The sequence below is a fragment of the Serratia grimesii genome, assembly GCF_900186025.1.
Taxonomy (GTDB): Bacteria; Pseudomonadota; Gammaproteobacteria; order Enterobacterales; family Enterobacteriaceae; genus Serratia; species Serratia grimesii.
In genome coordinates this window covers 1,317,319-1,332,591 of record NZ_LT883155.1, presented here as the reverse complement: position 1 = coordinate 1,332,591, position 15,273 = coordinate 1,317,319, and the positions used below count along the sequence as shown (strand labels likewise).

Annotated in this window: 13 protein-coding genes; 12 read left to right on the top strand and 1 reads right to left on the bottom strand. The window is 53.3% G+C overall.

All coding sequences use genetic code 11. The annotated features are described in order from the left end of the window. Positions 1-19: 19 nt before the first annotated feature. From modE to gpmA, 9 genes are all read left to right on the top strand, one after another. Positions 20-811 (top strand): molybdenum-dependent transcriptional regulator, encoded by a 792-nt coding sequence (modE, locus tag SGBXF1_RS06205; RefSeq protein WP_037421361.1) that lies wholly within the window; start codon positions 20-22, stop codon positions 809-811. 90 nt (positions 812-901) lie between these two features. Next, entirely contained in the window at positions 902-2,365 is a 1,464-nt protein-coding gene (gene modF / locus SGBXF1_RS06200; RefSeq protein ID WP_186427980.1) for a molybdate ABC transporter ATP-binding protein ModF, read from the top strand. A 127-nt stretch (positions 2,366-2,492) separates the two neighbouring features. Next, positions 2,493-3,065 (top strand): cysteine hydrolase family protein, encoded by a 573-nt coding sequence (locus SGBXF1_RS06195; protein WP_037421354.1) that lies wholly within the window; start codon positions 2,493-2,495, stop codon positions 3,063-3,065. A gap of 136 nt (positions 3,066-3,201) precedes the next feature. After that, positions 3,202-4,023 carry a CPBP family intramembrane glutamic endopeptidase gene (locus tag SGBXF1_RS06190; protein WP_186427979.1) on the top strand — a complete coding sequence of 274 codons (822 nt, stop codon included), beginning with the start codon at positions 3,202-3,204 and terminating at the stop codon, positions 4,021-4,023. Positions 4,024-4,307: 284 nt separating this feature from the next. Further along, positions 4,308-5,360: a galactose-1-phosphate uridylyltransferase gene (galT, locus tag SGBXF1_RS06185; RefSeq protein ID WP_186427978.1), complete on the top strand. Its 1,053-nt coding sequence runs from the start codon at positions 4,308-4,310 to the stop codon at positions 5,358-5,360. After that, the gene (galK, locus tag SGBXF1_RS06180) at positions 5,357-6,508 is read left to right on the top strand and encodes a galactokinase (protein WP_186427977.1); all 1,152 of its coding nucleotides are present in this window, start codon (positions 5,357-5,359) and stop codon (positions 6,506-6,508) included. Before galT ends, galK begins: the two co-directional genes overlap by 4 nt. Continuing rightward, positions 6,502-7,545 carry a galactose-1-epimerase gene (galM, locus tag SGBXF1_RS06175; protein WP_186427976.1) on the top strand — a complete coding sequence of 348 codons (1,044 nt, stop codon included), beginning with the start codon at positions 6,502-6,504 and terminating at the stop codon, positions 7,543-7,545. Before galK ends, galM begins: the two co-directional genes overlap by 7 nt. 196 nt (positions 7,546-7,741) lie before the next feature. Further along, complete coding sequence (locus tag SGBXF1_RS06170; protein ID WP_037421338.1) at positions 7,742-8,080, top strand: PsiF family protein; 339 nt, start codon at positions 7,742-7,744, stop codon at positions 8,078-8,080. 214 nt (positions 8,081-8,294) lie between these two features. Further along, positions 8,295-9,047 (top strand): 2,3-diphosphoglycerate-dependent phosphoglycerate mutase, encoded by a 753-nt coding sequence (gene gpmA, locus SGBXF1_RS06165; protein ID WP_004941818.1) that lies wholly within the window; start codon positions 8,295-8,297, stop codon positions 9,045-9,047. A gap of 183 nt (positions 9,048-9,230) precedes the next feature. Here the strand turns inward: gpmA and aroG are convergent, their stop codons facing one another. After that, positions 9,231-10,283, bottom strand: coding sequence for a 3-deoxy-7-phosphoheptulonate synthase AroG (aroG, locus tag SGBXF1_RS06160; RefSeq protein ID WP_186427975.1), 1,053 nt, complete (start codon positions 10,281-10,283; stop codon positions 9,231-9,233). 206 nt (positions 10,284-10,489) lie between these two features. Between aroG and SGBXF1_RS06155 the strand changes: the two genes are divergently transcribed. Genes SGBXF1_RS06155 through zitB form a run of 3 tightly spaced genes read left to right on the top strand, consistent with a single transcriptional unit; the run spans position 10,490 to position 15,254 of the window. Further along, a complete protein-coding gene (locus SGBXF1_RS06155) occupies positions 10,490-11,095 on the top strand; it encodes a response regulator transcription factor (protein ID WP_130379599.1) in 606 nt (201 codons plus the stop codon). After that, positions 11,092-14,304, top strand: coding sequence for an ATP-binding protein (locus SGBXF1_RS06150; protein WP_186427974.1), 3,213 nt, complete (start codon positions 11,092-11,094; stop codon positions 14,302-14,304). The genes SGBXF1_RS06155 and SGBXF1_RS06150 overlap by 4 nt, the downstream gene beginning before the upstream one ends. Further along, positions 14,304-15,254, top strand: a complete 951-nt coding sequence (gene zitB, locus SGBXF1_RS06145; RefSeq protein WP_037421327.1) for a CDF family zinc transporter ZitB — start codon at positions 14,304-14,306, stop codon at positions 15,252-15,254. The genes SGBXF1_RS06150 and zitB overlap by 1 nt, the downstream gene beginning before the upstream one ends. The last annotated feature ends 19 nt before the right edge of the window (positions 15,255-15,273 follow it).

The window sequence follows — 15,273 nt, the reverse complement described above, 5'->3', positions numbered from 1 at the left end:
GCAGCCGACAGGACGCGTTATGCAGGCCGAAATTCTTCTTACTCTAAAACTCCAGCAAAAACTGTTCGCCGATCCACGCCGTATCGCGCTGCTTAAACAGGTCCGACACACAGGTTCCATTAGCCAGGGCGCTAAGCTGGCAGGTATCAGCTATAAAAGCGCCTGGGATGCGATTAACGACATGAACCAGTTGGCAGAACAGACTGTGGTTGAGCGTGCGACAGGGGGTAAAGGCGGCGGTGGCGCGCAGGTGACCCATTACGGCGAGCGGCTGATCCAGCTTTACGACCTCTTGGGACAGATCCAGCAAAAAGCCTTCGATGTGCTGCAACAAGACAACCTGCCGCTCGACAGTCTTTTGGCAGCAATCTCACGTTTTTCGCTGCAAACCAGTGCGCGTAACCAGTTCTTTGGCACGGTTATCGAACGCGATCACCAGCAAGTACAACAACACCTCGATATTTTACTTAACGACGGCAAAACCCGTCTCAGTGCGGCGATTACCCAACAGAGTGCCGATAGACTGCAACTCTCACCCGGTAAAGAAGTGCTGGCATTGATTAAGGCCCCTTGGGTAAAGCTGAATACCGATCCCGCGTTGGCGGGTGCCGCAGACAACTCCCTGGCAGGTGTGGTCGCCAGTATTCAGCCCGGCACCGATCACAGCGAAGTACTGGTAACGCTGACGGGCGGTGAAACCCTGTGTGCCACCGTGGCCAACCCTGAGCTGCAACAACTTAAATTACGTCCAGGCAGCACGGTATACGCCTTGTTTAACGCAGACCGGGTGATCGTAGCCACGTTGTGTTAAACGCAACGTTACGTTGCATTTTTGCCGATTGACATCACCTTGCAATGCGCCTATTTCTAAACAAAATAATTGCATAAAAAGGAACAGGTGATGTCGTCGTTGCACATTTCGCAAGGGTCATTTCGCTTAAGCGATACCCGCACCTTAATGCTGGATATCCTGAATATTCAGGCTGGCGACAGTTGGGCCTTTGTCGGCGCCAACGGTAGCGGCAAATCTGCGCTGGCACGTGCACTGGCCGATGAATTGATATTGCTGAGCGGCGAACGCCGTAGTGACTTTAGCCACGCGGTACGCATTTCTTTCGAACAGTTACAAAAGTTGGTCAGCGACGAATGGCAACGCAACAATACCGACCTGCTCAGCCCCGGTGAAGAAGACACTGGCCGCACTGTGGCTGAAATCATTCAGGAAGACGTCAAGAATTCTACGCGCTGTGCCCAACTGGCAGAACAGTTTGGCATTACCCCGTTGCTGTCGCGTCGCTTCAAATACCTTTCTACCGGCGAAACACGCAAAACCTTGCTGTGTCGGGCGCTGATGCCGCAACCCGACTTGCTTATCCTCGATGAGCCTTTTGACGGGCTAGATGTGAATTCGCGCGCCCAACTGGCTGCGCTGCTGAGCGACCTCTCTGGACATGGTTATACTTTGGTGCTGGTGCTCAATCGCTTTGACGAAGTGCCCGACTTTATCCGCCATGTTGGCGTATTGGCAGACTGCACATTGGCAAACCAAGGGACACGTGAGCAGGTGATGGCCGACGCGTTGGTCGCACAATTGGCGCACAGTGAAAACCTTGATGGTCTGGCACTACCAGAGACGGAAGATCCAGCGCAAACAACCACGTTACCGGCGGACCAACCGTTAATTGTCCTGCGCGACGGGATTGTCAGCTACAACGATCGACCTATTCTCAATCATCTCGACTGGCAGGTTAACCCCAATGAACACTGGCAGATCGTTGGCCCAAACGGTGCTGGTAAATCCACCCTGCTCAGCCTGATCACTGGCGATCATCCTCAAGGCTACAGTAACGATCTCACGCTATTCGGTCGCCGTCGTGGTAGCGGGGAAACCATCTGGGATATCAAACGCCATATCGGTTACGTCAGCAGCAGCCTGCACCTGGACTACCGTGTCAGCACCAACGTCCGTAACGTGATCCTGTCCGGTTTCTTCGATTCGATTGGCATTTATCAGGCGGTGTCCGATCGCCAACGGCAGTTGGCCGACCAATGGTTGGCCCTGCTGGGATTGAATGGAGACGCCCCGTTTCATAGCTTGTCCTGGGGACAACAGCGACTAGCCTTGATCGCCCGCGCATTGGTCAAGCACCCGACGTTGCTGATCCTCGATGAACCACTGCAAGGGTTAGATCCGCTCAATCGCCAGCTGGTTCGCCGTTTTATCGACGTGTTGATCGGCCAAGGTAACACTCAGTTGCTGTTTGTTTCTCACCATGCCGAAGACGCACCGCAGAGCATTACTCACCGACTGAGCTTTGTTCCTGACAACGAAGGATATCGCTATCAGCTTGATGCGTTAGCCTGACCCCGATGATGATACGGATGGGTGGCAAGGCCACTCATCCGATGACATATCCGGCAACACTTCCTCCGTAACACATCACATTTGGCCTTTTATCATAAGGGGTAAAGGATTCGTTTCTGGAGACACTATGTCCGCCGCACTGATTATTATCGATCTTATCGACGATCTGATTGGCCCCAAAGGCCGTGTGAATCATTGCCGTGAACAGGCAGTGGCACAAAATCTGGTCGCCAACACCAATGCCGCTGCGGCTTACGCTCGTGTGCGTAAAATTCCGGTAATTTGGGTGCGAGTCGGTTTTGCCGACGACTATCATGATATTCCCGCCCATTCTCCTTTGTTCAACCACCTGAAACAGATAGGTGCGCTGCGTTTGAGTAGCCCTGGTTGCCAGTGGGATAAGGACTTGCAGGTGCTACCGGCAGATATTGAGTTTGAAAAACACGGCGTTTCCGCCTTTGCCGGTAACAATTTGTTAGCCTGGCTGCAGGAACATCACTGCCATCATTTGTTGCTGGGCGGCGTCAGTACTCCACTGGCAATCGAAAGTACCGCCAGGCAGGCACACGATGTTGGTTTTCAGGTCACGGTTTTGCAGGATTTGTGCGCTGCGCCTACTTTTGACATGCACCAGCAGAGTCTGGACATTTTGCAAAATCTGGCAGAAATTACCCGGTCGTCAGCCTGGATGAAAGGTTAATGGCATTATTTACGCCACTGCCCCGACCTTTACTGTAACTTCACTGTGTTACTATCCGAATTAGCGCTCAATTCCGCCATGATCACACGCCGCAAAGGCACTGAGCGCCGTGTACATATTTTAAAGGGACATAGTTATGTGGGGCGTATTGGCTGCTTCGTTATTCTTTTTGCCATTTAACCGGCTGATTGCCTGGTTAATTTTGGCCGCATCGGCAGGGATGGGGATGTACCACGGGGTACTTACTCCGCTCAGCCTGGCATGCTTATTGGGCATCGTTGCTCTTGCAGGGCTGCGACATTATTACCGTGACAAACGTCCACTTGCCCTGCTACTGGAGATTTTATTGGTCGCCAGCTCTATTGCACTGTTTTTACACTTGATCCCCGGCATTAACAATTTCAAAGCTGTGGATGGTGATAAGGCTGGCCCGCTAAGCGCGCCGTTAACCATGTATTACAACTTCGACAAGGCGCTGGTCCCCTTCTTGTTATTCGCCTGTCTACCTACATTATTTAAACGCGATAAACCAGAAAAGAACGTTGGCTTGTCAGCCTGGGTTATGTTGCTCATCAGCATCCCTGCCTTGCTAGTACTGGCAGTGGCACTCGGTGGCCTTAAGTTTGAATTACATATTCCTTGGTTTATCCTGCCTTTCGTCATGGCTAACCTGTTTTTTGTCTGCATGGCCGAAGAGGCATTATTCCGCGGCTATTTGCAACAACGTCTTAGCCAATGGTTGGGTGCCTGGCCGGCGCTGGTTATCGCAGCCCTGATTTTTGGTGCTGCACATCTGGCTGGCGGTATGTTGATGGTGGCTTTCGCTACACTGGCTGGGTTGATTTACGGTCTGGCGTGGATGTGGAGCGGTCGCTTGTGGGTGCCTATTTTGTTCCACTTTGGGCTTAATCTGACACATTTGTTGCTGTTCACTTACCCGCTCTACCAACATTCCTGACGCTTGAGCCGGTAGGCGCCTGCCTGCCGGCCATCCTGGTGAAAACGCTATCACTCAAGCACGGATTATTCCTTCCCTCTTGATATACCCAGACTGCACCATCGCTATTTCTTGCTGTTACACTTAGTGTAAGCGATTCCATTTTTCGCGCTAGATCACCTTTTCACTCCGAAAGACGTGCTATCTTTTTGCCCATAGTTATCCATTTATATGCATTACTGGGGCGTTAGCGGTAGATGAAAGCGATTACACCTAGCCGCATCGACCAAGAAAAAGGAACCGTCATGACGGATTTTAACCCAATCGATCATCCCCATCGCCGCTATAACCCACTGACTGGACAATGGGTACTCGTCTCGCCACACCGGGCTAAGCGGCCTTGGCAGGGCCAGCAGGAAGCCACGCAGCAAGAAACACTGCCGCAGCACGATCCGAACTGCTTCCTTTGCCCAGGTAATACCCGTGTCACCGGCGATAAAAACCCGGATTATCAGAACACCTATGTGTTCACCAATGACTTTGCCGCATTGATGACTGACACCCCTCTGGCACCGGAAAGCGTAGATCCTTTGATGCGCTGCCAGAGCGCACGTGGAACCAGCCGGGTGATTTGCTTTTCCCCCGATCACAGCAAAACCCTGCCGGAGCTGACGCTTCCAGCGCTGGAATGCGTAATCGCAACCTGGCAGGAACAGACTGCCGATCTGGGGCGCAGCTATCCGTGGGTGCAGGTATTTGAAAATAAAGGCGCGGCTATGGGGTGTTCCAATCCACACCCACATGGACAAGTTTGGGCCAACAGTTTTCTGCCAAACGAGGTCGAGCATGAAGATCGTCTCCAGCGCGCGTATTTCCAACAACACCAATCCTCAATGCTGCTGGACTACGTTCAACGTGAACTGGCTGACGGCAGCCGTACCGTAGTGGAAACCGAACATTGGCTGGCTGTGGTGCCATACTGGGCCGCCTGGCCGTTTGAAACATTGCTGCTGCCGAAGCATAGCGTGCAGCGTATTACCGACCTCAGCACCGCACAGAGTCTCGATCTGGCCGTGGCACTGAAAAAGCTCACCAGCCGCTACGACAACCTGTTCCAGTGCTCCTTCCCTTATTCCATGGGCTGGCACGGCGCGCCGTTCAATGATGCGGATAACCGCCACTGGCAATTGCATGCCCATTTTTATCCACCGCTACTGCGTTCCGCTACGGTGCGTAAATTTATGGTGGGTTACGAAATGCTGGCGGAAACCCAGCGTGATCTGACTGCAGAACAGGCCGCAGAGCGTCTGCGCGCTGTTAGCGATATTCATTACCGTGAAGCCGGAGCCCAATCATGAGTTTGAAAAATATTACCCACGCCCTGTTCAGCGAACGTTTTGGTTACGCTCCCGAGCTGACTATTCAGGCCCCTGGCCGGGTGAATCTGATCGGCGAACACACTGACTATAACGACGGTTTTGTGCTGCCGTGCGCCATTGATTATCAGACAGTGATCGCCTGCGCCAAACGTAATGATCGTCAGATCCGGGTCATCGCCGCCGATTACGACAACCAACAGGATCAGTTCTCGCTCGACAGCCCGATCGTAAGTCACCCAAACCAGCGTTGGTCCGACTATGTACGGGGCGTGATCAAGCACCTGCAACAACGTAACGCTGATTTTGGCGGTGCCGACCTGGTGATTTCCGGCAACGTGCCACAGGGTGCCGGCCTCAGTTCTTCTGCCTCGCTGGAAGTTGCCGTGGGCCAAGCGATGCAGGCACTGTATCAGCTACCGTTGGATGGCGTGGCCCTGGCACTGAATGGCCAGGAAGCAGAAAACCAGTTCGTCGGCTGCAACTGCGGGATTATGGATCAGTTGATTTCCGCACTCGGTGAGAAAGACCATGCCTTGTTGATCGACTGCCGCTCATTGGCAACTCGGGCAGTATCGGTGCCAGAAGATATTGCCGTAGTCATCATCAACTCCAATGTAAAACGCGGCCTGGTGGACAGCGAATACAACACCCGACGCCAACAGTGTGAAGCGGCAGCGCGCTTCTTTGGTGTCAAAGCGCTACGCGATGTCAGCCCAGATCTTTTTTTCTCGATCCAACATGAGCTGGATCCGATCGTCGCCAAACGAGCACGTCACGTGATCAGCGAAAACGATCGTACGCTGGCCGCCGCTGATGCGTTAGCTGCTGGTGATATGAGGTTGATGGGCCGATTGATGGCGGAGTCACACGCCTCTATGCGCGATGATTTTGAAATTACCGTACCACCAATCGACCGATTGGTAGACATTGTCAAAGCCGTTATCGGTGAGCAAGGTGGTGTGCGTATGACGGGTGGCGGCTTTGGCGGTTGCATTGTAGCCCTGATGCCGCAGGCGTTAGTCGCGCCAGTACGCGAAGCGGTAGCCCGTGAATATCCATTACAGACCAATGGGCTGAAAGAAACCTTCTACGTTTGCAAAGCATCCGAAGGGGCTGGCACATGCTGAGCGACAACCGGGCGCTGGCTCCAGATGGCCAGCCCTACCAGTTAACCCAGTTGAAAAACGCCGCCGGAATGACGGTAACCCTGATGGATTGGGGCGCTACCTGGCTTTCAGCCGTCCTTCCGCTGAAATCAGGCAAAACACGTGAACTGCTGCTGGGTTGCCAAACACCGGCTGACTATCTGCTGCAAGCAGCCTATCTGGGTGCTACCGTCGGGCGCTACGCTAACCGTATCGCTACCGCGAGTCTGCAGATTGATGGCAAACGACATCCTCTGGATGCCAATCAAGGGGAACACCAGTTACACGGCGGGCCAGAAGGTTTCAACGCCCGCAGATGGCACATTATTCAGCAGAACGCGCACCAGGTAAGCTACTCACTGCATTCGCCAGACGGTGACCAGGGTTTTCCCGGTAACCTCGATGTCGAGGTGTGCTATCAACTTACTGCCGATAATCGTCTGGAAATCAGTTATCAGGCGCAAACCGATCGTGCCTGTCCCGTCAACTTGACCAATCACGCCTACTTCAACCTGGACGGTGCGGGCACTGATGCGCGCCACCAGCGGTTGCAACTGTTTGCCGATCGCTATCTACCGGTCGACAGTGATGGGATCCCCAGTGCGGCTCTTACGCCGGTAGAAGGCAGCGGCATGGATTTCCGTCGCCCGAAAACGCTGCTGCAGGATTTTCTGCACGATCGCGACCAGCAACGTGTAAAAGGCTACGATCACGCCTTCCTGTTGCACCGTACATGTGCTGCGTTGGACAGCCCAGCAGCCCACCTGTGGTCGGCCGATGGCCAGGTGAAAATGAGTGTATTCACCACCGCGCCGGCTTTACAGCTCTACAGTGGCAATTATCTGGGCGGTACCCCCGCACGTGATGGTGGCAGCTACGCCAATTACGCTGGTGTCGCCCTTGAAAGCGAGTTCTTGCCGGACAGCCCGCACCATCCAGAATGGCCACAACCCGATTGCTGGCTGCAACCAGGGCAACATTATCAAAGCGCCACCCATTATCAGTTTTATCCTATCTGACCCGCTACGCCCCTTGCTATGCGGCGAGGGGCCGTTTGTTATAAATGCTTACCTTTTTACCCTTCCGCCCCACAGGTGGCCGCCTTTCCTTATTCCAAAGTGAGCACTAGAATCAGGCTACGGTGATAAGCACAACACCTTGTGCAAGGTCACAATTTTCGGCCACCCCGGCCGGTCAATAGCTGAAGGAACACCTATGCGTCTGATTACTGCACTTCCATTACTGGCAGGTTTACTGCTGAGCTCAAACCTGATGGCTGCCGAAACTGCAACAAAAACGCCGTCCCCGGCGCAGGCTGCACAACAGAAACGCATGACCGATTGTAATCAACAGGCCTCTAGCAAAACGCTGAAAGGTGCAGACCGCTCCACCTTTATGAGTACCTGCCTGAAATCCGAAGGCACCACTGCGACCAAAACCTTGACCCCGCAGCAGCAGAAAATGAAAACCTGTAACGCCGACGCCAAGACCAAAAGTCTGAAAGGCGATGAACGTAAAACCTTCATGAGCAATTGCCTGAAAAAATCGGCCTGATTCCCCTGATCCTTCGGCACGGCTGAATTCCCTTTAGCCGTGCTGCCTTCCCTTTCTGCGCCCGCCTGATCGATTCAGCTTTTCCTCAGCACAGCACTTACTTTGCGGCAAGAAATTGGCTATGGTTAAACACTATCGATTGCCGAGCCACCGGCCGCGGCAATATAATGATTTTCGTTATCATTGAAATGTCAGATTATTAAGGAGTTAAGCTATGGCTGTAACTAAGCTGGTTCTGGTGCGTCACGGCGAAAGCCAGTGGAACAACGAAAACCGCTTCACCGGTTGGTATGATGTTGATTTGTCAGACAAAGGCCGCACCGAAGCAAAAGCAGCAGGCAAGCTGTTGAAAGATGAAGGTTTCTCCTTTGACTTTGCTTACACCTCCGTACTGAAGCGTGCAATCCACACCCTGTGGAACATTCTGGACGAATTGGATCAGGCTTGGCTGCCGACTGAAAAATCCTGGAAACTGAACGAGCGTCACTACGGTGCGCTGCAGGGTCTGAACAAGGCTGAAACCGCAGAAAAATACGGTGATGAGCAGGTTAAGCAATGGCGTCGCGGTTTTGCCGTAACCCCACCAGAGCTGACCAAAGATGACGAGCGCTACCCGGGCCACGACCCACGTTATTCCGCGCTGACCGAAAAAGAGCTGCCGCTGACCGAAAGCCTGGCGCTGACCATCGATCGCGTGATCCCTTACTGGGATGAAGAAATCCTGCCACGTATCAAAAGCGGTGAGCGCGTTATCGTTGCTGCTCACGGCAACTCCCTGCGTGCACTGGTGAAATACCTGGATAACCTGAGCGAAGACGAGATCCTCGAACTGAACATCCCAACCGGCGTGCCGTTGGTATATGAGTTTGACGAGAACTTCAAGCCAATCAAACGTTACTATCTGGGCAATGCCGACGAGATCGCTGCTAAAGCGGCCGCCGTGGCAAACCAGGGTAAAGCGAAGTAATTTTCGCCCGTTGATCTAAAAAGCCCCCGGTTTTGGCCGGGGGCTTTTTTTTATTAAGAAACTACCCATCCTATCCCCTATGGCTTTCAAGTTGCAGCTAGGCGACCCGCTCGCTCATCCCCAGGCGCTTACTTGAGTAAGTAACTGGGGATGAGCGAGCGGCTTGAAAGACGATGGGGGATATTAGGCTCGGCGTGCTTTCACGGCTACTGCCAGTTCGCGCAGAACGGTCTCGGTATCTGACCAGCCGATGCAGGCGTCGGTGACGCTCTTGCCGTAGACCAGCGGCTCGCCGCTTTCCAGGTTCTGATTACCTTCCACCAGATGGCTTTCGATCATCACGCCCATAATCGCCTTTTCACCGCCGGCAATCTGTTGGCAGACGTCTGCGTTCACTTCCAGCTGCTTTTTGAACTGCTTGCTGCTGTTGGCGTGGCTGAAGTCGATCATCACCTGTGCAGGCAGACCCGCTTTGACCAGACCTTCTTTAACTTCTTTCACATGCGAAGCGCTGTAGTTCGGCTCTTTGCCGCCGCGCAGAATGATGTGACAATCGCCGTTACCGCTGGTATTCACAATGGCCGAGTGGCCCCATTTGGTCACCGACAGGAAACAGTGCGGTGCGCTGGCGGCGTTGATGGCATCAATCGCCACCTTGATGGTGCCGTCGGTGCCGTTTTTGAAACCGACTGGGCATGACAAACCGGAAGACAGCTCACGGTGTACCTGAGATTCCGTAGTACGTGCGCCGATTGCGCCCCAGCTCATCAGATCCGCCAGATACTGTGGCGTGATCATGTCGAGGAATTCGCCAGCCGCCGGAAGGCCACTATCGTTGATATCCAGCAACAACTTGCGTGCCAAACGCAGGCCATCGTTGATTTGGAAGCTGTTGTCCATTTGTGGATCGTTGATCAGCCCTTTCCAGCCCACGGTAGTACGCGGTTTCTCAAAATAAACGCGCATCACCACTTCCAGCTCGCCGCTCAGTTCCTGGCGCAACGCCAGCAGGCGACCAGCGTACTCTTTGGCGGCTTTGGTATCGTGGATCGAGCATGGACCGATGACAACCAGCAGGCGATCGTCACTGCCACGAAGGATCTGATGAATAGCATTACGTGCCTTTGACACCGTCTCTGCTGCGCGTTCAGTAGCCGGAAACTTTTCTAACAGGGCCACTGGTGGCAGGAGTTCCTTAATTTCTTTAATGCGTAAATCGTCGTTTTGGTAATTCATAACTTTTCCATTCGGTATCGAGAGGCGGTATTTCGCAGAGCGTAGATCCAACCAATTTAGCCTGTGAGGGTAGCGCTGTAAATCACCTTTGCCGCCTGCAGAATGAACGGCCAAATTAACAGTAGATTGTGCTGTTTCATCAGGGGAGCGCAGTGGCTCCTTTTTCGTTATGCTAGCTACCAGGATACAGTTACTCGAGCCAAACCATGCCCTCTCTGTTATTAGTTGATGACCACCCGGTGGTTCATGTCGCACTGGAAGCGGCGCTAATCAAATCGTCCCGTCCGTATCACCTGCAGGCGGTGCAAGACGATGTCCAGGCGCTGAGCCAACTGGCCACCCACGATTTTTCGTTGGTGATCCTCGATATTGGCCTGCCGCAGGTCGATGGTCTGCAGTTGTTGAAAAAAATCCGTCGTCACTATCCACAACAGCCGATCCTGATCTATACCGCGCAGGAAGAAGAAATCTACGCCCGTATGGCCTATACAGCCGGTGCTAATGGCTTTGTCCATAAGGGCAACCGGCTCGACCAGTTGGTGCACGCGATTGAAACTGTACTGGATGGAGCCCTGAGCTTTCCCGTCGCCGCAATGGCGGAAGAAACTCTGCCCGCGGAAGGTGCTCTGCTGACACCAAAAGAACTTCAGATTCTTGGGCTGCTTAGTAAAGGATTGTCCAATCTGCAAATTGCCGACATGCTGAACATCAGTAACAAAACCGTCAGTACCCATAAGAAAAATATTTTGCGCAAGACTGGTGCCAGTAATCTGCTGGAACTGGTGGCGGTATTTAAAGAGCTTACGCCATGATGCGTGGCGTTCTGTTGTTGTTAGCTCTGTTGTTGTGTTTAGGTAATATTGCGCAGGCAGGACAACCGGTGCGCTACCAACTGGTCAGCAACCTGAGTATTCCACCGGATATGCTAATCGCCAGTGAGAAAAACCCCTGGCGTGACGCTACTCTGCGCATCGGTATCATCAGCGAAAACACCAGCCCCTATAACATCATCGTGGATGACGATTTATACGGTCTGAACGCCGACTACCTCGGTTACGTTCAGCAGGTCACTGGCATCCACTTTCAGATTTACGGCTTTACCGATCTGGCGCAGCTTGAGCAGGCGCTCCATAACGGCACCATCGATCTGGTGTACGGCATTCCGCAAAATGAAGCACTGCATAATCTAAAAGTTTCTCAGCCTTATTACGTCAGTAATTTACGTGTACTGCGAGATCGCAGCAATGACCGTCAAGTGATGCTCAACTCCGCCAATGCGCGGGTGGCAATCAGCACACTAACCGATATGCAGGCCGGTAATGCGTTGAAAGCGGTGTCCTCTCACGTGCAGCGTTATGACAATAACCTGCAGGCGGTGTATGCCTTGCTCAACGGCAGCAGCGATTACTTTATTGCCGACGAAGCCAGCGCCAGTTTTATTATTGACCAATTACAGCTCGGCCAGCTTTATCAGATTGAAAGTACCGTCAACCTCGGGAATCTGTCATTCGTATTTGCTTCCGCCAACCCGACGCTGATCGAGACGCTCAATCTTGCCATCGCCGATACCCCGATGGAGTTTATGAACGCCATTCAGAGCCGCTGGAGCAAGAAGATCCCCAGCTATCTCGACACTGGCAACGCCGACCTGACCCAGATGGAAAAAAACTGGGTGGCAACCCATCCCACCGTTTATTACGCCGCCATTGAGAATAACTTTCCGTTCGCCTACCGCGGTGCCGGTGGGCAGCCGCGCGGTTACGCGATCGACATTTTGAATATCATTGCGCAGAACACCGGGTTGCGCTTTATGCCACTTTGGGCACGCAACGCCGAGCAAGCGGACCAACTGGTGCAATCCGGTCAGGCCAGCTTCCGTACCGCCCTGCCATTAGCGCGTGGTGTGAAGGCGCGCTACAGCGCCAGTATGCCAATCCACCGTTCGTTGTGGGGGGTTTACATTGGTCAACACACCAACGGCATTTCCACCTGGGGTGATCTGGCCGGCAAACGTATCGGCGTGTTGCAGGGGGATCTGGCTCAAGGGCTGGTTCCCCCCAATGAAGAGCTGATCCGTTTTACCGACAGCAAAACCCTGTATGACGCTTTGGCGAACGGCCAAATAGATGCACTGGTTGATAACGTGATCTCAGCAAACTTTGTCGCCCTATCACGTTATTCTGGTGCGATAAAACTGGCGTTCGCCGCCAATAACATTGCCTACCCAGTGGCATTCGGTGTACGTCAGGATCAACCGCTGCTGTTAGCTATCCTCGATAAAAATCTGATGCAGATCCCGTCAGAAACACTGCAATCATTACGCGATGAATGGATTGTCGATCGCAGCAACCTGATTGACGCAGTGAATGAAAACCGCATGCAGCCACAAACCACCTGGCTTTTAGCGCTTCTGGCAGCGGCAATTTTGCTGTTGCTGGGACTGACACTTCGCCGCTTTATCTTGCAACGACGTGAAAAGCGCGAACGTGAAGTTCTCGAGCAGGCACGCCGACATGCTGAAGCTGAGAACCGCATGAAAAGCAAATTCCTGGCTACCGTCAGTCATGAGCTGCGTACCCCAATGCACGCTATTCTCGGCTTGCTGGAACTTGAGCTCAAACGCCAGCCAGCGCCTGAGGGATTGCCGGTCATTTACAGTTCAGCGTCGTCGTTACTCAACTTACTCAATGACTTGCAGGATCACGCAAGGTTGGAAACCGGCTCACTGACATTAGTGCCTAAAGCTGTGACGTTGCAGCCCTGGATTGACCACATCAGCGCCCTGTATCAGCCACTGATTGGCGAACGCCCGGTGAAATTAAGCGTGAGCGCAGCCGACAACCTACCCACCGCTGTTCTTATTGATGGTGAGCGTTTACTTCAGGTAGCTAACAACCTGATAAATAATGCGATTAAATTCACAGCTCGCGGCACTATTCAGGTAAGCATCGGTTGGCACGAACACGCTACGCAACAGGGCGAGTTGTGTCTGACGGTGGCCGATAGCGGGTGTGGTATTGCCGCCGATGAGATAGACAAGCTATTCCAACCCTTTTACCGGGCACGCGGTGCACAGCGGGTATCCGTGCAGGGCACCGGTCTGGGGCTGTCTATCTGCAAGGAAATCATCGAGCAAATGGGCGGCCGTATTGAGCTACATTCGCAGCCCGGCGTGGGCACCCAGGTTTATGTTTCGGTGCCAGTGGCCCAGGCCACTGTTGATCCAACGGCCCACCCGGCCGACAAACAGTTCAATTTACCGGCGCCAACCCTGCGCGTGGCACTGATCGACGATCATCCCACCAACTTACTGCTGATGGAGCGGCAATTGCGCCACTTCGGGCTACAACCAACGTTATTTGAACAGGGTTATAGATTGCTGAAAGCCCACCGTCGGCAACCGTTTGACCTGCTGTTTATTGATTACAATATGCCACGTCCGGATGGCCTGACGCTGGCACGACTGATACGCCGCGACGAACTACGCCACCATCTTCCGGCCTGCCAAATTATTCTCTGCTCGGCTGACGTGCAGGAATTTACTCGCATCCCGCCAGGGTTGGTGGCGATTGATCGGTTTTTGACCAAGCCCATTTCACTGTCGGCTATCGCTCAAGCATTACCGCAGCAACCGCAGGTCGCAGAGCAGCAGTTAGTCCTCACTGACCTACAGCAGACTTTGGCCGAAATGGCTGGCAATGACCATTCCATGCTCCAACGCCTGGCGACCACCCTACTGACAACGCTGCAACAAGATCGACAACGGCTTGAACAGGCAGTACAGAATCAAGATTTACTGTCTTTGGGGCAAAGCGCACATCGAATTAAGGGCAGTTTGCTGATGCTGCAATTGCCGACAGCAGCAAATCTGTGCCAACACCTGGTAGAAAGTGGCCGTGAAGGAACATTGAATCAGGCTGCCTATACTGAATTAAGTGTGTTAGTGGAACAGATACTGATAGAACTGGATGATCTGGTCAGCACTGACAAGTCGTATTTCGCTATGCATAAGGATGAATAATGTCGGACGCTCCACATGTACATCAGCCAAAAGACAGTAATAGTAAACGCCTACTGACCGCTTTTTTAGTCACTGCGGTATTTATGGTCGCCGAAGTCGCCGGTGGATTAATTTCTGGTTCACTGGCTCTGCTAGCAGATGCCGGCCACATGCTCACCGACGCCGCTGCCTTGCTGGTCGCGTTGATGGCGGTACACTTCTCGCAACGCAAACCCAATGCGCGTCACACCTTTGGTTATCTGCGCCTGACCACTCTGGCTGCTTTCCTCAACGCCGCGGCGTTGCTGGTGATCGTCGTATTCATCCTGTGGGAGGCCATACGGCGTTTCTTCGAACCTCAGCCAGTAATGGGTACGCCAATGCTGATTATCGCCATAGCGGGGCTGCTGGCTAACCTGTTCGCCTTCTGGCTGCTGCATCGCGGCAGCGAAGAGAAAAATATCAATGTCCGCGCCGCGGCATTGCACGTGCTGGGGGATTTACTGGGTTCGGTGGGTGCCATTGCTGCCGCCATTGTGATACTGACCACCGGCTGGACCCCAATCGACCCGATACTCTCGGTGTTGGTCTCCTGTCTGGTCATACGCAGCGCCTGGCGACTGTTGAAAGAAAGCTTCCACGAGCTGTTGGAAGGCACACCACAGGAAGTGGATATCAACAAGTTGCAAAAAGACCTATGCCTGAATATTCCGGAAGTCCGTAATATCCATCATGTGCACGTCTGGCAAATTGGTGAACAGAAGCTCATGACATTGCATGCGCAGGTGATACCACCGAACGATCACGATGGCCTGCTGAATCGCATTCAAGCTTACTTACTGGAACATTATCGGATTGGTCACGTGACCATTCAGATGGAATATCGGCATTGTGATACGCCCGACTGTGGGATTAACCGGGCGCCAGAGCCAAGTGATCACTCACATTCACACGTGGGGCATCATCACTAGAATCAACTGGGGCGCCTTA

Coding starts and splice junctions, on each gene's coding strand:
- modE (WP_037421361.1), top strand. CDS start 20: ATGCAGGCCGAAATTCTTCTTACTCTAAAACTCCAGCAAAAACTGTTC.
- modF (WP_186427980.1), top strand. CDS start 902: ATGTCGTCGTTGCACATTTCGCAAGGGTCATTTCGCTTAAGCGATACC.
- SGBXF1_RS06195 (WP_037421354.1), top strand. CDS start 2,493: ATGTCCGCCGCACTGATTATTATCGATCTTATCGACGATCTGATTGGC.
- SGBXF1_RS06190 (WP_186427979.1), top strand. CDS start 3,202: ATGTGGGGCGTATTGGCTGCTTCGTTATTCTTTTTGCCATTTAACCGG.
- galT (WP_186427978.1), top strand. CDS start 4,308: ATGACGGATTTTAACCCAATCGATCATCCCCATCGCCGCTATAACCCA.
- galK (WP_186427977.1), top strand. CDS start 5,357: ATGAGTTTGAAAAATATTACCCACGCCCTGTTCAGCGAACGTTTTGGT.
- galM (WP_186427976.1), top strand. CDS start 6,502: ATGCTGAGCGACAACCGGGCGCTGGCTCCAGATGGCCAGCCCTACCAG.
- SGBXF1_RS06170 (WP_037421338.1), top strand. CDS start 7,742: ATGCGTCTGATTACTGCACTTCCATTACTGGCAGGTTTACTGCTGAGC.
- gpmA (WP_004941818.1), top strand. CDS start 8,295: ATGGCTGTAACTAAGCTGGTTCTGGTGCGTCACGGCGAAAGCCAGTGG.
- aroG (WP_186427975.1), bottom strand. CDS start 10,283: ATGAATTACCAAAACGACGATTTACGCATTAAAGAAATTAAGGAACTC.
- SGBXF1_RS06155 (WP_130379599.1), top strand. CDS start 10,490: ATGCCCTCTCTGTTATTAGTTGATGACCACCCGGTGGTTCATGTCGCA.
- SGBXF1_RS06150 (WP_186427974.1), top strand. CDS start 11,092: ATGATGCGTGGCGTTCTGTTGTTGTTAGCTCTGTTGTTGTGTTTAGGT.
- zitB (WP_037421327.1), top strand. CDS start 14,304: ATGTCGGACGCTCCACATGTACATCAGCCAAAAGACAGTAATAGTAAA.